General features: G+C 60.7%; 18 protein-coding genes. All 18 read right to left on the reverse strand.

Annotated features, from left to right (window positions below; all coding sequences use genetic code 11):
- Nucleotides 1-11: 11 nt before the first annotated feature.
- The gene (era, locus tag DW925_RS03860; protein WP_187362360.1) at nt 12-1,079 is read right to left on the reverse strand and encodes a GTPase Era; all 1,068 of its coding nucleotides are present in this window, start codon (nt 1,077-1,079) and stop codon (nt 12-14) included.
- A 12-nt stretch (nt 1,080-1,091) separates the two neighbouring features.
- On the reverse strand, nt 1,092-1,469 hold the full coding sequence (locus DW925_RS03865) for a diacylglycerol kinase family protein (protein WP_099431794.1): 378 nt from the start codon (nt 1,467-1,469) through the stop codon (nt 1,092-1,094).
- A gap of 9 nt (nt 1,470-1,478) precedes the next feature.
- Complete coding sequence (gene ybeY, locus DW925_RS03870) at nt 1,479-1,988, reverse strand: rRNA maturation RNase YbeY (protein ID WP_117564282.1); 510 nt, start codon at nt 1,986-1,988, stop codon at nt 1,479-1,481.
- A complete protein-coding gene (locus tag DW925_RS03875; protein ID WP_117583203.1) occupies nt 1,985-2,971 on the reverse strand; it encodes a PhoH family protein in 987 nt (328 codons plus the stop codon). Before DW925_RS03875 ends, ybeY begins: the two co-directional genes overlap by 4 nt.
- Nucleotides 2,952-4,244 carry a MiaB/RimO family radical SAM methylthiotransferase gene (locus DW925_RS03880; RefSeq protein ID WP_117583204.1) on the reverse strand — a complete coding sequence of 431 codons (1,293 nt, stop codon included), beginning with the start codon at nt 4,242-4,244 and terminating at the stop codon, nt 2,952-2,954. Before DW925_RS03880 ends, DW925_RS03875 begins: the two co-directional genes overlap by 20 nt.
- A gap of 9 nt (nt 4,245-4,253) precedes the next feature.
- Complete coding sequence (dnaJ, locus tag DW925_RS03885) at nt 4,254-5,402, reverse strand: molecular chaperone DnaJ (RefSeq protein ID WP_117583205.1); 1,149 nt, start codon at nt 5,400-5,402, stop codon at nt 4,254-4,256.
- Nucleotides 5,403-5,483: 81 nt separating this feature from the next.
- Nucleotides 5,484-6,587: a DnaJ domain-containing protein gene (locus DW925_RS03890; RefSeq protein ID WP_195239268.1), complete on the reverse strand. Its 1,104-nt coding sequence runs from the start codon at nt 6,585-6,587 to the stop codon at nt 5,484-5,486.
- A gap of 58 nt (nt 6,588-6,645) precedes the next feature.
- Nucleotides 6,646-7,878, reverse strand: coding sequence for a radical SAM family heme chaperone HemW (gene hemW, locus DW925_RS03895; RefSeq protein WP_117583206.1), 1,233 nt, complete (start codon nt 7,876-7,878; stop codon nt 6,646-6,648).
- A gap of 2 nt (nt 7,879-7,880) precedes the next feature.
- Nucleotides 7,881-8,924 carry a tRNA dihydrouridine synthase DusB gene (dusB, locus tag DW925_RS03900; protein ID WP_117583207.1) on the reverse strand — a complete coding sequence of 348 codons (1,044 nt, stop codon included), beginning with the start codon at nt 8,922-8,924 and terminating at the stop codon, nt 7,881-7,883.
- 4 nt (nt 8,925-8,928) lie between these two features.
- Nucleotides 8,929-10,740, reverse strand: coding sequence for a translation elongation factor 4 (gene lepA / locus DW925_RS03905; protein ID WP_117583208.1), 1,812 nt, complete (start codon nt 10,738-10,740; stop codon nt 8,929-8,931).
- Between the two features lie 96 nt (nt 10,741-10,836).
- Nucleotides 10,837-11,103: a 30S ribosomal protein S20 gene (gene rpsT, locus DW925_RS03910; protein WP_022094714.1), complete on the reverse strand. Its 267-nt coding sequence runs from the start codon at nt 11,101-11,103 to the stop codon at nt 10,837-10,839.
- Between the two features lie 133 nt (nt 11,104-11,236).
- The gene (holA, locus tag DW925_RS03915; RefSeq protein ID WP_117583209.1) at nt 11,237-12,199 is read right to left on the reverse strand and encodes a DNA polymerase III subunit delta; all 963 of its coding nucleotides are present in this window, start codon (nt 12,197-12,199) and stop codon (nt 11,237-11,239) included.
- Nucleotides 12,200-12,277: 78 nt separating this feature from the next.
- Nucleotides 12,278-14,581: a DNA internalization-related competence protein ComEC/Rec2 gene (locus tag DW925_RS03920; RefSeq protein WP_117583210.1), complete on the reverse strand. Its 2,304-nt coding sequence runs from the start codon at nt 14,579-14,581 to the stop codon at nt 12,278-12,280.
- Complete coding sequence (locus DW925_RS03925) at nt 14,578-15,255, reverse strand: ComEA family DNA-binding protein (RefSeq protein ID WP_233540224.1); 678 nt, start codon at nt 15,253-15,255, stop codon at nt 14,578-14,580. The genes DW925_RS03920 and DW925_RS03925 overlap by 4 nt, the downstream gene beginning before the upstream one ends.
- A gap of 249 nt (nt 15,256-15,504) precedes the next feature.
- On the reverse strand, nt 15,505-16,749 hold the full coding sequence (thiI, locus tag DW925_RS03930; RefSeq protein WP_117583212.1) for a tRNA uracil 4-sulfurtransferase ThiI: 1,245 nt from the start codon (nt 16,747-16,749) through the stop codon (nt 15,505-15,507).
- Nucleotides 16,750-17,031: a DNA-directed RNA polymerase subunit omega gene (locus tag DW925_RS03935; RefSeq protein WP_035138532.1), complete on the reverse strand. Its 282-nt coding sequence runs from the start codon at nt 17,029-17,031 to the stop codon at nt 16,750-16,752.
- Nucleotides 17,032-17,036: 5 nt separating this feature from the next.
- Nucleotides 17,037-17,606 carry a guanylate kinase gene (gmk, locus tag DW925_RS03940; RefSeq protein WP_099431806.1) on the reverse strand — a complete coding sequence of 190 codons (570 nt, stop codon included), beginning with the start codon at nt 17,604-17,606 and terminating at the stop codon, nt 17,037-17,039.
- The gene (gene mihF, locus DW925_RS03945; protein WP_006236130.1) at nt 17,607-17,915 is read right to left on the reverse strand and encodes an integration host factor, actinobacterial type; all 309 of its coding nucleotides are present in this window, start codon (nt 17,913-17,915) and stop codon (nt 17,607-17,609) included. It lies immediately after the preceding gene.
- Nucleotides 17,916-18,116 lie beyond the last annotated feature (201 nt).

The following is an 18,116-nucleotide window of genomic DNA, read 5'->3' on the forward strand; positions in this document are numbered from 1 at the left end:
GCTGCGCGTCCTTAGTCCTCGGCGTTGTAGCCAAAACGGCGAATCTGAGCCTCGTCGTCGCGCCAACCGGCCTTGACCTTCACGTCCAACTCCAAAAAGACCTGCGTGCCAAAGATGCGCTCAAGATCGCGACGGGCGTCGATACCGATATGCTTGATCATCTCGCCGCCCTTGCCGATGATGATGCCCTTTTGGCCCTCACGCTCGACATAAATGGTGGCGTGCACACGCAGCACCTTCTTGGTCTGCTCGAGCGCATCGCAAATAACGCCAACGGAGTGCGGAATCTCATCACGGGTGCGGCGCAAGACCTTTTCGCGCACAAACTCGGCAACGAGCGTCTCGTCGGAAGCGTCGGTACCCATGTCCTCGGGGAACCAACGCGGACCCTCGGGCAAAAAGTGCGCAACGGTCTCGATGAAGGCATCGACGTTAAAGTTCTTGACCGACGACGTCACGATCTCGTCGTCATATTCCATAAGCTCGTGGGCGGCCTTAAGCTGCTCCATGACCTGTGCGGGGTCGGCTTCATCGGCCTTGGTGAGCACCAGGACCTTCTTGGAACGGGCATTCTTGACACGCTCGGCAACCCAGGCGTCTCCCCTGCCGATCGGTTTGGTGGCATCAATCAAAAACGCGACAACATCGACATCGTTCAGCTCGAACAGCGCGCTCTTGTTCAGCTCGGACCCTAGACCGTCCTTGGGCTTGTGGATACCCGGGGTATCGACAAAGACCAGCTGGTAGCCGGGTCGGTTGACGACGGCGCGCATGCGGCGGCGGGTCGTCTGGGCCACCGGCGAGGTGATGGCGACCTTTTTGCCATAGCAGGCGTTGAGCAGCGTTGACTTACCGGCGTTGGGGCGGCCGACCAAGGCCACGAAGCCACTGCGGAAACCGGGCTCAACGTCGCCAAAGCCCGCGAGGCTGTCGTCCTCATCGCACAGGGCGTCGAGCTCCTCGTCGCTCATGCCCTCAAACGGGTCGAACTCCTCGACTTCCTCATAGGCCTCGGTCGCCTTAGCATCCGGGGACTCGTCGTCCAAAATCTCATCGGTAGACTGCATATTGTCGGACATGGGAATCCCTTTCTAAATAAAGCCGAGCGCGTGGGCAAATACCAGCAAGCCCACAATCGCGGCGGTGATGGAAAGAACGTATACGGAGGCGGCGGCGATGTCCTTCGCACGCTTGGCCAGCGGATGGAGCTCCTGGGTCGCCAGGTCGACGATGGCCTCCATGGCGGTATTGCAAAGCTCGCCGTGGATCACCAGGCCGCAACAGATGATAATCGTGGCCCACTCGGCAATGTCGAGCCCCACGATGCAGCCTGCAATGACGGTGCACACGCCCGCCACGAGCATGACCTTAATGTTGCGCTCGGTCTTGACGGCGGTGACGAAGCCCTCCATAGCGTAAGAAAACGACTTTAAGAAGGACGGATGGTCCTTGTTCGATCCGGGAATCATAGACGGCTCCTAGTCGTGGGCGTGGTTGGTGATGGGGCCGACGTGGACTAGCTTGGGGTCCTCGCCGCGCTCGAGCGCCAGATCGCGCAGGATGGCGTCCTCGCGGGCCTCCATGACCTCGGCCTCGTCGTCCTCGATATGGTCATAGCCCAGCAGGTGCAGCATGCCGTGTACGAGCATCAGACGACACTCGTCAGCGGGGCTATTGCCAAAACCGGGGGCCTGACGGGCAATAACCTGCGGGGCCAAGATGATATCGCCGAGCTCGAGCGTCTCGTCGGCGGGAATATCCTCGTCAAAGGCCGAGTCGCATTCAAACGAGAGCACATCGGTGGTGCGGTCGATACCGCGCCACTCGTGGTTGAGCTCGTGCATCTCGTCCTCGTCGACATACGAAAGGGAAATCTCGACTTCACGCTCAACGCCCTCGGCGGCAAGCACAACCTCGCAGATGTGCTCCACCTCCTGCGCGTCGAGCAGCGTATCGAGCTCGGCATCGTTGCTGATCAATACACTCAACGGGACTCCTTTCGGTCACGTACGCGCTTCTCGCGCACATCATCATAAGTATCGTATGCCTCGACGATACGTCCCACCAAGGCATGGCGCACCACGTCGGCACGCTCGAGGTGCGAAAATGCGACATCATCGACACGGCCCAAAATCTTCTCGACATCCGCCAAGCCACCACGACGACCCACCAGGTCACGCTGGCTCAGGTCGCCGGTAATCACGAACTTGGAGTTGAAGCCCAGGCGCGTCAGGAACATCTTCATCTGCTCGGGCGTGGTATTTTGTGCCTCGTCGAGCACCACGAAGGCATCACTCAGCGTGCGGCCGCGCATGTAGGCAAGCGGGGCGATCTCGATCACGCCGCGCTCCATAAGCTCATCGGTGCGCTCGCGATCCATCATGTCAAAAAGGGCGTCGTAAAGCGGACGCATGTAGGGATCGATCTTTTCCTCGAGGGTGCCGGGCAAAAAGCCCAGATTCTCCCCCGCCTCGACAACCGGACGCGTCAAGATCAGACGGCCCACCTCGTGACGCTTGAGCGCGGCAACGGCGAGCGCCATGGCCAGATAGGTCTTACCGGTGCCGGCAGGACCCAGGCCAAACGTGATGGTATGCGTGCGGATGGCATCCACATAGCGCTTTTGGCCGAGCGTCTTGGGGCGAATGACGCGGCCGCGATACGAAAGCAGCACGTCATCGCGAAGCGACGTAGCCTCGTGCTCACCGTCGCGCAAGACGGCCAGGCAGCGAGAGACATCGTCGGCAGACAGCGTGCGCCCGGCGGCCGCCTCGCAAAAAGCGTGCTCGAAAAAGCGCGCCACGAGTTCGACCTCGTCCGGGTCGCCGCTCACGGAGATGCTATCGCCACGGGCGACCACATGAGCGCGAACCAAGCTCTCGAGCGCACGAAGGACGCCGTCGCCGGCGCCCAAAACGCGCGAGGGATCAATCCCCTCGGGAACGGTAAGTCTAATCTTCGAGGCTTCCATGAACCTCCCTGCGTGCATGGACCAAGCCGGAATCATCGACTCCGATGATAGCAACATCGAGCAGGCACGGGGCTGTAAGTCCACAGGTATCGTCAAGACGGGCATGATGGAACGAGCCGAGCGTCAGGTTGTCGCCATACTCGAGCACGGCACGCTCGACCGTGCCCACGCGACGGCGAGCGTCGGCAATAGCGAGCTCCTGTGCAGCGGCCCGCATACGGCGGCTGCGCTCGGCCATAACCTCGGGCGGAACCTGGTCGGGCATGTCGGCAGCAAGGGTACCGGGACGCTTGCTGTAGCGGAACACGTGCATACGCGAGAAACCCACACGGCGGCACAGCGCCAGCGACTCCTCGAACTCCTCGTCCGTCTCACCGGGAAAACCGACGATGACGTCGCACGAAAGGGACGCCTGCGGCAGATTGGCGCGAATCATACGCACCGTGTCCTCAAAGGCCTCCGCACTATAGGGACGGCCCATGCGATGCAGGGTCGCCGTGCAGCCGGACTGCACGGGCAGGTGCAAAAACGGGGCGATACGCTGCGGAAAGCGCGCCATAACCTTAAGCAGGCGCTCGGAGATATCCATGGGCTCGACCGAGGAAATGCGCACATGCGCAATAGTCGTGCGCTCCATGATGGCCTCGAGCAGCTCATCGATTTCGACGTGCTCGTCGGTCGCGCTCTTGCCATCGTAGGCACCCAGGTTCACACCGGTCAGCACCACCTCGGGCACGCCGGCCTCCTGGGCCTCGCGAACTTGCTCGAGCACGGACTCGACGGGCACGGAGCGCTCGGGGCCGCGCGCCTTCCACACAATGCAATAGGTGCAGCGATGGTTGCAGCCATCCTGAATCTTCACGCCCAGGCGAGAGCGACCGAGCGCATCGACCACCTCGCCATCGCTGCAGGCGGGAACGCTATCGGACTCAACACCCAGCACCTCGCATACACGTTCGGCGACATCTATCTTGGACGGCTCGGCAATCACGCGATCCGAAAGCTCCGACAGCTCCTCGGGATGCAAATTGACCACGCATCCGGTCACGACCACATAGGGCTCGTTTGGATGGGCCAGCGCATGACGGACGGCCTTACGGGTCTTGGCCTCGGCCTCGCCCGTAACGGCGCAAGTGTTAATGACGATCAGATCGGCATCCTGGGGCTCCACAATAGCGAAGCCCAGGCGCATAAGATCGGCAGTGATACGGTCGGACTCAACCCGGTTGACACGGCAGCCGAGGTTGACGACGGAAATATGGGGTGCGAGCACGCGGGCTCCTTAATCGAGGATATCGTCGAGGGCGCTCTTGATGCGGTCGGTCACCGACTTCTTACCGGAAGCGACGTCATCGCCCATATCATCGGCAAAAGCACGGAGCAGCTCGCGCTGCTTATTGGAAAGATTGGTGGGAACGACCACGCGCAGTTGCACGATCAGGCGGCCACGCGAACCGCCACCGCCAATGCGAGGCATGCCGTAATTATTGACGCTCACGGTATCACCGTACTGGGCGCCGGCGGGAACCGTCACCTTAACGACCTCGTCGGGCATAATGCCCCCGACCTCGATCTCGCAGCCGAGCGCAGCCTGCGCAATCGAGATATCGCTCACCAGGTACAGGTCGTCACCGTTGCGCTTAAAGCGCTCGTGGTCGGCAACGCGCACGTTGACAATCAGGTCGCCCGAAGGCTCGCCGCGAAGGCCGGCCTCGCCAAAGCCGCTCACACGCAGCTGGCGACCGGTCGAAACGCCGGCGGGAATATCGATGTCAATCTTTTCATGCGAAGGCGTGCGGCCCTGACCGTCGCAGGTCTCGCAGGGATGGTCGATAACCGTGCCCTCGCCATGGCAGTCAGGGCAAGGCGAGGAAGACTGAACCTGGCCCAAAAACGAACGCTGAACCGTCGTGACGTAGCCCGTACCGTGGCAGCGGCCGCACTGCTTTTCCTGTGCGCCCTCTGCCCTACCGGTGCCATTGCAGTCCTCGCAAGGAGCAAGGCGGTCATAGCTGATTGTCTTTTTGCAGCCGAGCGCCGCCTCCTCGAGCGTCACCGAAAGCGAGATGGCCATGTCTCGTCCGCGACGACGCTCACGACGGCTGCGGGCGCCACCGCCGGCACCGCCGCCAAAGAACGACGAGAACAAGTCGTCCATGCCCATGCCACCAAAGATATCGTTGATATCGACGTAGCCCGAACCACCAGGGCCGTCGGCAGTGCCGTAACGGTCGTAGTTAGCACGCTTCTGCTCATCGGAAAGAACGGAATAGGCCTCGTTGAGCTCCTTGAACTTGGCCTCGGCCTCGGGGTCGTCCGAAACATCCGGATGTACGGTACGGGCCTTCTTTAGAAACGCACGCTTAATCGTCCGCGCGTCGGCATCCCTGTCGACGCCAAGCACCTCGTAGTAATCCCTATTTTCCGACACGACCGAATCCTTCCGACTTTCATTATTGTCACAGTGCGTCCTATACCCAAGCAGGGCCGACCGCAAACAGAGGGTTTGATGTTATTGCATTTGGTACGGCGAAAGCATGGCCCGTTGCGAGCAGCTCGCGAACCAAACCGACACGAGCGCGAACATGAAGCCGTTGGCAAAACCGTTGGCAAACTGCATCGCGCCGCGCTTCCACCACAGCAGGCTGCGATGAAGCACGCCGTCCGAAAGCACCATGAACAGGCCCATGGCAAACGGAATAAAGCACATCACGGCAAAGGCCGAGAACACGCCCGAGATGGCCGAGAGTACCAAAAACGGCGCCACGATGCCCATCAGGTAAAAACCGGTACGAGCTTTGCCTTCCAAGCGCTCGGCCTCAACATGGGCGCGGCCGACCAGATCGCCGCCCGCGGCACCGTTGGTGCCAGCATGACCCATGCCGCCAATGCGGACCTCGTCGCCATCGTGCGTGCCGGCAGGAAACTCAATCGTCTGCTCGGAGGTTACGCGAGTACGACCGCTGCCGCCGCAATCAGGGCAGGGGTCGGCCACGACCTTACCGGAACCGCCGCACTCGGGGCAGACCGACTGGAACGTGCCCGCACCAAACAGGAAGGACAGGTCGACGTCGATATGGCCGCGGCCGCCACAGCTTGGGCAGGTATGGGCATGCTCGGAGGAGACAGAGCCCGAACCGCCGCAGTTGTTACAGGTATCGAAGCGCGTGTAGCGGACGGTCTTGCGGGCACCGCCCTTTGCCTCCTTGGCGTCGAGTTTGATATCGACGACCACGTTGGCGCCGTTCTCGGGATTGTAGGCAGCCTGCCCGCGACGCGGCTGGCCCCAGGCTCCACCAAAGGGAAAACCGCCCTCAAAGGGATTGCCATAGCCCGCGCTGCCGGCGTAGCCGCCGCCATAGGGCGAAGCCGTAGGAGCGCCGGCGAAGGGGTTGCCCGAACGCATGGCGTCGTAGCGCGAACGCTTCTGCTCGTCCGAAAGCACGGCGTAGGCCTCGGAAACCTCTTTAAACTTTTCCTCGGCATCCGGCTCTTTGTTGACGTCCGGATGGAGCTTGCGGGCCTTTTGCTGGAAGGCCTTTTGAATATCACGCGAGGTGGCGTCCTTGGAGACACCCAGAATCTCGTAGTAATCTTTTTCGTTCATCGTCGCCATGCGCGGCAACCTCCTGCTCAAAGCAGCGTATATATTGCGGTAATTCTACCCGAGCGGTCTATGCTAGACCCCAAAACAGCTCGAACAGAACATTTCCATCGAGCCAACCTAGGTGTGTCGGCGCTAAACGGGCGCGGGCGCGGCCTGCGACGACATCTGCCGAAGTGAAGGATCCCTCATGGGCCCCGAGCGCCTCGGGCACCCACGTGGCAAGTCCCAATTCGAGCGCGTGATCGCAGGCAGCTGCCAACTCGCCCGTTGGGATGACGAAAGCTGCACGAACCAACAGGTCGGACGCGACACCGCGCGTCATGCGACAAGCGAGCATCAGGTCTTCAGCCGCAGCCTCGCGCTGCGACAGATATTCGGTCTCGAACGCCATCGCGTCATCGTCACGTTGCACCAGACGCACGCGGTACGCATCGCCTCGAGAAGACACGCCGGGGAACAAACCTGCGAGACGGTCGAAATCCTCGGCGTCGAGCATGCCCGCGGCAGAACGACCCAGGCCCAGATAGCCCCGTCCGGTCCAGTAGGCAATGTTATGGGCGCACTCATGGCCGTCGAGCGCGTAGCTCGCCACCTCATACGGGTGATAGCCGGCGGCACCCAGGAGCTCGCGTGCCAAGTCCATGCACGAAGCCTGAAAATCCTCGTCGGGCTCGAGCGACTCGTCGCGGCGCGCCATGCGATAAAGGGGCGTCCCCTCCTCAAGCGTGAGCGGGTAGACCGACACATGATGCGGGGCCGCCACCAGCACGCCATCGAGCGTGCGCTTCCAACTCGCTGCGGTCTGCCCGGGAAGTCCGCACATAAGGTCGCACGACACATCAAGCCCAGCGTTCTTGACCGTCGCGATGGCGGCGAGCGCCCGATCGGCATCGTGAATACGGCCGATGGCAGTAAGTTCGGCGTTATCGAGCGTTTGCACGCCCAGAGAGACGCGTGTGACACCAACCTTGACAAGTGCAGTGGCAAGCTCGGCGGTCAGCGACTCGGGATTGGCCTCGCAGGTAAACTCAACGGGGGCACACCACGCACGAATACGCCGCGCCAGCTCCACCAGGCGCTCCCCCGCCAGCGACGGCGTACCGCCGCCAACATAGACGGTGCGGATCTGGTCAAGGGCATCAGCCTTGCCAAAAGCATCGAGACGCGCGAACAACTGCTCAAAATAGGCATCGAGCGCAGCGCTCAGGTCGCACGGAGCAAAACTGCGCGAGTCAAAGTCGCAGTACCGGCACTTTTGGGCGCAAAACGGCACGTGCACGTACAGTGCGGTAACGGCCACCCTTAAGCCTCCAGAGGATGAGGGGGCACCGATTCGCCGGCGGCAAGGGCGGCCTCGCAGGCCACCACATCGCGCTCGATCTCATCGACCAGTGCCATAAACTCCTCGTAAGTGGAACAGCGCACCACATGGGCACGCCAAGCGGCGGCATGGGGCATGCCTTTTAAGTACCAGCTTGCATACGTGCGGGCACGCGACATGAGCGGCAGGAGCTCATGCGTCAGCGTTAGGTGCTCACGCAGGGCGTCCAGGCGCTCGACCGAGCTGCGCGGCGGCACCGGTATGCCATCGAGCGCAAGAGCGCGAGCATCACCAAAGACCCAGGGATTACCGTAGATACCGCGCGCGATAAACACCGCGCTGGCACCCGAGTTGCGCAGATGCTCCGCGGCATCCTCGGCCGAGAACACATCGCCCGAACCAATCACGGGAATCTCAACGGCGTCGGCAACCTCATCGACGACCGACCAATCGGCCTGGCCCGTATAGAGCTGCGTGGCGCAACGACCATGCACGGCGACTGCGGCAGCCCCTGCGCCCTCAAGCATCTGGGCAAATGTCGCGGCATTGCGGTCCTCGGCATAAAAACCTTTGCGAATCTTGACGGTCACGGGCACGTGCGCCGCGCCCACCGTGGCCTCGACGATCTTCTCCGCCAGGTCGGGCGTGCGCATGAGCGCCGAGCCCTCGCCCTTGGTAACGACCTTGCGGGCGGGGCATGCCATATTGATATCGATGAGCGACAGGCGATCGCCAACGCGCTCCTCGACGGCAGCGACGGCGCTCGCAAACTGATCGGGCTTGGAGCCAAAGAGTTGCACGCAAATCTGCTGCTCCTCGTCGGCCGGTAGCACCAGGCGCCAGGTCTTGTTGCTGGCATAGGCAAGGCCCGCCACGCTCACCATCTCGCTGTAGGCAAGGTTGGCACCGCGACGGCGGCACATGATGCGGTAGGCAGGGTCGGTCACGCCCGCCATGGGAGCCATAAGGAACGGCTGCTCGGCATAGGCGCCCAGCAGCCGCAGACTATATTCGGAAAGCGCCATAGACCTACTCGTCCACCTTGAGGATCGCCATAAAGGCCTCCTGCGGGACCTCTACCGAGCCGATGGCCTTCATGCGCTTCTTGCCCTCTTTCTGCTTCTCGAGCAGTTTGCGCTTACGAGAAATATCGCCGCCGTAGCACTTGGCAAGCACGTCCTTGCGGCGCGCCTTGACGGTGGAGCGGGCAATGATCTTGTTGCCGATAGCACCCTGGATGGGCACCTCGAACAGCTGACGCGGAATAATCTCCTTGAGCTTGTCGCATAGGCCGCGGGCAAGACCGTAGGCCTTGTCCTTGTGGACGATAAACGACAGCGCGTCCACCTCGTCGCCCGAAAGCAAAATATCGAGCTTAACGAGCTCGGAGGGACGGTACTCGTTGAACTCGTAGTCCAGGGAGGCGTAGCCCTTGGTACGGCTCTTGAGCTGATCAAAGAAGTCCAAGATGAGCTCGGCGAGCGGCATGTCAAAGCGCATCTCGACCGATTTGCTCGTGAGATGGATCATGTCGGTTGTAATGCCACGGTGCTCGATAGCGAGCTGCATGACGGCACCCGTATACTCGGGCGGGCAGATGATCTTAGCCTTGAGGTAGGGTTCCTCGATACGCTCGATGCGCGTGGCCTCGGGAAGATCCTGCGGGCTACGGACATCAATCATCTCGCCGTCAGTCTTGTAGACGTGATAGTCCACCGAGGGGCTCGTGGCAATGAGGTCCAAGTTGAACTCGCGCTCCAGGCGTTCCTTGACGACCTCCATGTGCAGCAGGCCCAGGAAGCCCACGCGGAAGCCAAAGCCGAGCGCCACCGAGGTCTCGGGCTCCCACACCAACGACGGGTCGTTGACGTGCAACTTATCGAGCGCGTCACGCAGGTTCTCGTAGTCCTTGTTATCGATCGGGAACAGACCCGTATAGACCATGGGTTTAGCCTCGCGGTAGCCGGGAAGCGGCTCGGGGCAGGGATTCGACGCCCACGTGAGGGTATCGCCCACGCGCACGGCCTCGGGGTCCTTCAGGCCCGTGACCACGTAGCCGACCTCGCCAACCGTCAGCGCGTCAACCGGGGTCTCGGCAGGACGCTTGACACCCACGCCATCGACCAAAAAGTCGCCCTTTGCCTGCATCATGCGCAAGGTATCGCCTTTTTTGATGGAGCCGTCAAAGACGCGCACCGTGGCGACGACGCCACGATACTCGTCGAAGTACGAATCCAGAATGAGTGCCTTGAGCGGCGCGTTCGCATCGCCCTTGGGCGGAGAGATCAAAAAGACAATGGACTCCAGCAGATCGTGGATGCCCTCGCCGGTCTTGCCCGAGACACACACGGCATCATCGGCAGGGATCGCCAGGTCATCCTCGATCTCGGTCTTAACCTCGTCGGGGTGTGCCGAGGGCAGGTCGATCTTGTTGATGGCCGGCACAATGTCCAGATTGGCGTTCATGGCGAGCGTCGCGTTGGAGACGGTCTGCGCCTCGACGCCCTGCGTGGCGTCGACAACGAGCACCGCGCCCTCGCAGGCTGCCAGCGAGCGCGAGACCTCATAGGTAAAGTCCACGTGGCCCGGCGTATCGATCAGGTTGAACTGATACGTCTCGCCATCGTCGGCGTCATAGGACACGCGAACGGCATTGGACTTGATCGTAATGCCGCGCTCGCGCTCGATATCCATGGTGTCGAGCAGCTGCGACTCCATGTCGCGCTCGTCGACGGTATGGGTGAGCTCGAGGATGCGGTCACTGATCGTTGACTTGCCATGGTCGATGTGCGCAACAATCGAGAAGTTGCGGATGTGGGAAATGTCATTTGAAGTATTCATGCGGACTATCTTACCCGAGCGATACAAAAAATGGAGCCTGTTCCATAAAACAGGCTCCATTTATGCGCGTAAACTGTGTGGTGTGAAATTTACAACTTAGGCGTTGATGCTGTTCACGAGCTTGGCAAGACCGGACTTGCGGTTGGAAGCCTGGTTCTTGTGGATAACATGCTTGGCGGCAGCCATGTCGAGACGCTTGGTGACGGTCTTGAGGGCGGCCTGGGCCTTCTCGGCGTCGCCCTCGGCGACGGCGGACTGGACGTGCTTGGTCAGCGTCTTGAGCTCGGACTTGACAGCCTTGTTACGCATGCGAGCTGCCTCATTGGTGCGGATACGCTTCTTCTGAGACTTGATGTTTGCCACTTCTGGAGTTCCTTTCGAGTTCCTTGCAAAAAATGTATGACACCTCTGAGACACGGTGAGGTCATGCAAGCGCCTACTATAGCACGCTCCCCCTCAAAGGGATAGAACGAATTTGCCAAATAGGCAGGTATCATCACGATTTTCTCAAGATGTTCGTAATCCAGAGCAAAAGCGCGGTCTCAGAATCGGCCGAACCCTTGAGCGCGAGCTCCACATCGACCGCTCCCTCGAGCGCTGCGACGAGCTCTGTCATCGAAAAGCGGCGAGCCCAGGTCAGGTGATTCTTGACCTGCCAGGACTGGAGCTTAAGCGTTGCGGCCAGCTCACGACCCTGTCCGCGCGCATCGAGCGCCTTGGCAACGATAAGCTCGCGAATACGGCCGCACAGCAATGTGTAAGTCCACACGTAGCTCTTGGCGGGCAGTAGATTGAAGAGCTCGAGCGAGCGGCGCATGTCACGGGCCGAGACCGCATTGAGAAAGTCCCAGGGCTGAACCTCGGCCGTACGTACAATCCAGCGCTCAACGTCGGCAAGCTCAATCTGGGGCGCCTCGACCATCTGGGCAAGCTTAGCCAAATCGTTATCGAGCATGCGAGTGTTTTCACCCGAACGCGAGACGAGTTCCTCGGCGGCCGCCGTCGAGATCGACTTGCCATGCTGCGTCGCCATCTGCTGAACGCGGCGCGGTAGCTCCCAGCGCTTGGTGCCGGAGCAATCGATCACGGCCTTCTTGTCGATCTTGGCGATCGCCTTATACAGGCGCGTGTTCTTGGCAAGCGAGTCGGCGATGATGAGGCAGACCGTTGTGGGGCTGGGACTTGCGAGGTACTCGACGAGCGGCTCCGAGACAGCCTTAGCGAGCTTTGAGCAGCCATCAAGGATTACCAGGCGAAACTCGCTGCCCATCGGAAAGGTGTTAAGCGATCCGATAATGGACTCGATATCGGGGTCCTTAGTCATGTCGCGCTCGTCGAGGTTAAACTCGACCATACCCGACTTTTCCAGACGCGCTTTCATACGCGAGACGGCGTGATCGCGCTTGACTCCGTCGGTACCGACGATCAGATATGCCGGCAGCAGACCGGTTTCGGACATTGCGCTCCCCTCCCGCAGGCCTTCGTATTCGTTCCGTGCCATTCTAGCCCAGGGGCCCACCACACGCCAACGACGTCGTCACGGTCGCTGGCATCGCATCGCAAAGCCATTCTCAGTCGGCGTGACGGTAATGTCGCCGTGTTCGATGGTGCACGCGAACATGCCACCCGCTTCCTTCACGGCATCGATGCAGGCATCGGACGGATGACCGTATCGATTCCCCTCGCCCGCGCTCGCGAGGGAAAGCTCGGGTCTCAGAATCTCCAGCAGCGCGGCATCGACCGAAACCTTGGAGCCGTGATGCCCGAGTTTAAGGACATCGATATCCCCCACCTCCTGCACGAATTCCCGTTCCTGGTCGAGCTCGGCATCACCGGTGAGGAGCATGCGCAGGCCCTTGTCTTCCTGAACATAAGAGAGCAGCAGGACAAGCGAGTCCTCATTGCCCTCGCCATCCACGGACTCGAATGGCCACATCACGCGGGCGCAAAATGAGCCGATGTCGACCGTATCCCCATGGCGCACCTGCCGATACTCCACGCCAGGTCGGTTCAATACCTCGGCAGGAGCATCCTCCAGCGCATCTGCCGCCACGGCAATCGTTCCGACCGAAAACTGTTCGAGCACGGCAGGCAGACCACCCCAGTGATCCTCATCCCAATGCGTCACAAAGACGGCATCGATATGGTGCACGTTATTGCGAACCAACGCCGCCACCACGCGCTCGTCGAGCCCGCAGTCGACGAGCGCTACTGTGCCGCCCTGGCGGATAAGAATCGCATCGGCCTGGCCCACATCGAGCACCGTCACCGAAGGCGGAGCGAACCGATCCCAGTAGGCGTACGGAATCGCAGCCAAGAACACCAGGCACGTAAGCCCCACCGCCATAGGACGTGCACGGGGACGCGGCCACCAGACCAGCAGAACCGCCAGCAAACACGGCACTAGGTAAATCCACATGCTATCGGGCGGCACACTCACGGATGCACCCGGCACGGCGGCAAACAGCTGCTCGAAGAACAACGCGCAACGGGCGGCAACCATGGGCACAATGAGCGCCCAAATCCGCAATGGTGCCACGAGCGAATAGGGAACCAGTACGATCGACACAGCGAGCAGTACGCTCACCACCGGACCGATGACCGCATTTGCCAGCGGAGCAATGAGCGAGAACGTACCGAAGGCAGGAATGGTAATGGGGAGCGTCGCCAACTGCGAGCACAGCGTGACGGAAAGCATGCTGGCAACGCCCGACGGCACACCCAACTCACCCAAAGCGTAGGTCGCATAGGGGCAAAAGCACAGAATGGCTAAGACGCTGGCACATGAAAGCTGAAAGCCCATCTCGAACAGCACCGTCGGCCGCAGTAGCACAAAGATGGACATGGTTACGAAGAGCGCCGATGCGCCGTGCCGGCGACGCCCTGCGCCGTTTACGACAAGCGTCGCGAACACCATGCAGCACGCGCGCACGGCCGAGGGAGACGCGCCCGTAAAGGCAGCGTAGCCCACAAGCGTTATCGCCAATATCACCCGCCGAAGACCACGTGAACACCGAGTCTTTTGCAATACGCCCTCAATTACAAACCCCACGATAGACAAATGGCTGCCGGAGACGGCGATAAGATGCGCCGTACCCGTCACCGAAAACCAGTCGCCCGCCGACTGGGCGCGCAGCTCGGCCGAACGACCGCAGACGACACCGGCTATGAGTGCACGCGCCGGGTCGGTCGCAGGCGCGATGGACGCAAGCAGCCCATTTCGTAGCCGAAGCAGCGGCCCCGGAGAGCCCTCATCGACCGACACAATCCGAACGGCTTTTACCTTGCATACCTCGCCTCGGAGCACGCGCGATCGTCCATACGCATCGTTCTCAAAACGCGAAACGCGACCGATAACACGCACGTGCGCCCCGACCTTGAGCTCGCGGTCGCACGATAGGCGAACCGTTGCCAAGTTCTTACCGTCCGCGCGTGCCTCGCAGGTATAGGAATACACGTCGTCGTTTATTGATGGATCGCCCTGCACGACAAACTCGAGGCTGCTTGCCGCTCGACCGTCGAGCGCCTTCGAGGCGCTTAGCGCACCCACAGCCCACCAGGCCGAGACGACCGCTCCCGCCACGAGACCGACGGACGCGGCATACAGCCACCGCTTCAAAGGGGCAAGCCGCGCACATGATTGAGCCAGCATAACAAATACCGCCGCCGCAACGGGAATGGTCCATAGCGGCCCGACCGCTGGCGCCCGCTCCCTCAACAGCGCATCAGCGGCCATGTTGAGCACCAAGACGCAGCTCATGCACATGCCGGCACACAGGGTCATCGTCCACGGAAGCAGGGGCCGCGGAGGCATAACACGCTCGCGCTCGGTCGCACTCATACGCAGATGCAATCTTTGATTTTGGCAAGCTTCTTCTCGCCGATTCCCGACACACGCATCAGGTCGTCAACCGAGGCAAAAGCACCGTTCTTTGTCCGCTCATCGATAATCGACTGGGCCATGGAGGGACCGATGCCCGAGAGCGTCTGCAGCTCTGCCGCGCTTGCCGTATTGATGTTTACCAGGCCTGTTGCGCCGCTCACGCCCGATGATGCGGAAGCCCCACCATCAACACCGGCTTCCGCAATAGACGCCTGCTGCTCCCCTACCGTTGGAACGTGGATTTTTTGTCCATCAGTGACCTTAGATGCCCGATTGAGCCCCGTAACGTCTGCCTCGGGCGCCAGCCCGCCGGCGGCATCAATCGCCTGAGCCACCCGCGCGCCGTCCTTGAGACGATATACACCGGGCGACACAACGGCGCCATCGACATCGACATAGACCTCTGCCGCGGCAGAAGCCTTAGTCGAAGAACCTTCGGATGTCTTTCCGCTCGAGGCATCACCGGATCCCGGCTCCACCAACGAGCCCGAACCGTCAGTGCGCTCAAACGACACGGCGCCGGCACCGCCGCCAAGGTTCGCCATCGCCAAGCCGCTCGCCATCGCAATGACGCCCAGCATCGCCACCACCACAGCCTTATGACCGAGCAGCTTGCCTGCCCAGCGGTCCATCTTTTTGACCCGTTCGTGTTGTTCGCGCTGCGCCATAACAAAACCTCCCAACAACATCGTGTCAGGAAAAGAGCCCTGCAACGGCCATGCTTCAAAACCGGTTTTCGCGGTCAAACCAAAAGCCGACCAAAACCTTGCACAAATCTGTCCATTTATTCAGGCACACGTCAGCAAATGAACACTTAGCCGCAAAATGCCCAGATAGCAAAAGACCGACGATGCAAGAGCATCGTCGGTCTATGCACAAATTTACTCGTGATCTTGGTAAATCTCACGCGGAGCAAGCTCCGAATGTTTGCATTTTAAGGTCTTAGGGGCCTTATACGTGTTGCTTTCGAAGTCGATGTACTCGGTCTGCTTGAGTAGGCGCTCGATCATCTCCTCGTGATCGAACAACTCCCAGGCCTCATGCACGGCATCGAGTTTAGCGTGCGTCTCGGGACGACGCGGCATAAACAGCGTGCAGCAGTCGGGAGCGGCCTCAGTCGAGATATCGAACGTACCAATCTCCTCGGCGCGCGCGATAATCTCCTGCTTGTCCGAACCGATGAGCGGACGGAACACGGGGATCTTCACGGCCTCGTTAACGGCCATGATATTCTCAAGCGTTTGGGAGGCAACCTGTCCAAGCGATTCGCCCGTCACGATGGCCTTGGCGCCCTCGATGTGTGCAATGCGCTCGGCAACCGAATACATAATGCGGCGATACATGATCACGCGCAGGTTGCTGGGACAGGTGACCGAAATCTCACGCTGGCAGTCGCCAAACGGCACCACGTACAGGCGGCCGATCTGGACACCCGGCTCAAGCGCACGGATGATGTCCTGCACCAAATACTCGCTCGTGTCGGGCGTCTGCGGACGACCTGAGAAATGCACCGGCACGCACACCGCGCCACGACGCGCGAGCATCCAGGTCGCCACCGGAGAATCAATACCCGACGACAGCAGCGTCACGACCTTGCCGGCAGAACCCACCGGCAGACCGCCCACGCCGCGCTCGGAGCGTGCGTACACGTAAACGCTACCCTGGACCACCAGTACGTGCACCATCGCGTCGGGGTCGTGCATTTGAACCTTTTTATCGGGGAAGGCCTCACACAGTACCTCGCCCACCTGTCGATTGATATCAATCGAGGTGAGCTCGTAGTCGGTGTTAGAGCGCTTGGCATGCACCTTAAACGACTCAAAGGGACCAAACTCGCGCAGCGCCTTCACGGCGGCGGCGCAGTACTCCTGCGGGTCGCGGTTCGTGTGATATGCCAGGGACACGCGGGCAACGCCGGGTACGGTGCGAATGACGCGCGCCGCCTCGTCGGCCTGATGCTCATTAAAGGTCACGAGGATATAACCGGAAATTCGAGACACGGCATTCACGGAAAAGGCGGCCAAGGCCGCCTTGATGTTATCCATGAGGATATGCTCAAAATGTGCGCGGTTCTTGCCCTTCAGTCCAACCTCGTGATAGTGGACCAGGCAGACGCGAGCCGCCATTTAGGCTTCAGCAACCTTGTGGCCGAGCGCCTTCTCGTAACGAGCCTCGTCGTAAGAGATGTCACCGTCGACAATCTCGTCCATAGCCATCGAGATGGTATCGGCACCGGAAAGCCCGATGGTGATGTCATCGACATCCTGGACGGCAAGCACGCGGTTGTGCTGGCCACGCAGCATGCTATTGATGTCGCAGGCGCGCTTGGAGGCAAGCGAAGCGAGCAGGAAGCGGTTGTGATCGGTCTTCTCCAGAAGATCGTCAATGCAAGGCTTTACAACGGACACGGACCTCAGATCCTTTCATGCATATCGAGAACGCGAACGAGTTCATCGGTCGCGCGGTCGAGATCGTCATTCACCACGACGTCGTCGTAGCGGTCGGCAAGGGCAAGCTCATCGGCGGCGTTTGCCATACGCAGCTCAATCGTCTCGGGCGTCTCGGTACCGCGACCGACTAGACGCTCGCGGAGCACCTCAAGCGAAGGCGGCTTGATAAAGATCAGCACGGCCTCGGGGAAACGCTCCTTCACCTGCAGGGCGCCCTGGACATCGATCTCCAAAATCAGAGACGAGCCCGAGGCGAGCTTGGATGTGACCTCGCTCACCAACGTGCCGTAGCAGTTACCGTGGACCTCGGCCCACTCAACAAACTCACCGTTTGCCACGCGGCGGTCGAACTCCTCGCGCGTCAGAAAAAAGTAGTTGACGCCGTCGACCTCACCTTTGCGTGGTGCTCGCGTGGTAGCCGAAACCGTCAAACCCAGGTTCGAGCGGCGCTCGCGCACACGAGTGACGAGCGTACCCTTGCCTGCGCCTGACGGTCCAGAAATCACAAAGAGCTTGGAATCCTGAGCGCTCACTTATTTGGTCAGCTGCTCGAGGAGCTGCTCGCGCTGACGGACGCCGAGGCCCTGGACGCGACGAGTAGCGGAGATACCGAGCTCCTCCATGATCTTGGCGGCCTTGGCCTTGCCATAACCAGGGAGAGACTCGATGAGGGTGGAAACCTTCATGCGGGAAGCGATGGGGTCATCGGAGTTGAGCACGGACTCGAGGGACTTCTCGCCCTTCTTGATCTGCTCGCGAAGCTCAGCGCGGGCGTGACGTGCGGCGGCAGCCTTCTCAAGAGCCTGCTTGCGCTGCTCGTCGGTAAGCTGAGGGAGTGCCATTCGTACCTCCAAATAGTTGGGTTATATCTGATTCAATAATTGGCATTTTAGCACGTAGAACGTACAAAATGCCTAATCGCGGCTCCATAGGTTAGACGATACCCGCAAAAAGTGCAATATACTGCGCCCAAAGTTAAGCCCCTGACCTGCGATTCCACACAAAGGATGGGAAAGTTTACGCAGGCACAGGGGCTATTTTGT

Origin of the sequence: Collinsella sp. AM43-1, assembly GCF_003467925.1 — a bacterium.
Taxonomy (GTDB): Bacteria; Actinomycetota; Coriobacteriia; order Coriobacteriales; family Coriobacteriaceae; genus Collinsella.

Bases quoted from the DNA above. Each gene is read 5' to 3' on its own strand.
- DW925_RS03925 (WP_233540224.1), bottom strand. From the start codon at position 15,255: ATGGACCGCTGGGCAGGCAAGCTGCTCGGTCATAAGGCTGTGGTGGTG.
- DW925_RS03890 (WP_195239268.1), bottom strand. From the start codon at position 6,587: ATGGCGACGATGAACGAAAAAGATTACTACGAGATTCTGGGTGTCTCC.
- DW925_RS03920 (WP_117583210.1), bottom strand. From the start codon at position 14,581: ATGAGTGCGACCGAGCGCGAGCGTGTTATGCCTCCGCGGCCCCTGCTT.
- dusB (WP_117583207.1), bottom strand. From the start codon at position 8,924: ATGGCGCTTTCCGAATATAGTCTGCGGCTGCTGGGCGCCTATGCCGAG.
- DW925_RS03865 (WP_099431794.1), bottom strand. From the start codon at position 1,469: ATGATTCCCGGATCGAACAAGGACCATCCGTCCTTCTTAAAGTCGTTT.
- holA (WP_117583209.1), bottom strand. From the start codon at position 12,199: ATGTCCGAAACCGGTCTGCTGCCGGCATATCTGATCGTCGGTACCGAC.
- mihF (WP_006236130.1), bottom strand. From the start codon at position 17,915: ATGGCACTCCCTCAGCTTACCGACGAGCAGCGCAAGCAGGCTCTTGAG.
- DW925_RS03875 (WP_117583203.1), bottom strand. From the start codon at position 2,971: ATGGAAGCCTCGAAGATTAGACTTACCGTTCCCGAGGGGATTGATCCC.
- lepA (WP_117583208.1), bottom strand. From the start codon at position 10,740: ATGAATACTTCAAATGACATTTCCCACATCCGCAACTTCTCGATTGTT.
- era (WP_187362360.1), bottom strand. From the start codon at position 1,079: ATGTCCGACAATATGCAGTCTACCGATGAGATTTTGGACGACGAGTCC.
- thiI (WP_117583212.1), bottom strand. From the start codon at position 16,749: ATGGCGGCTCGCGTCTGCCTGGTCCACTATCACGAGGTTGGACTGAAG.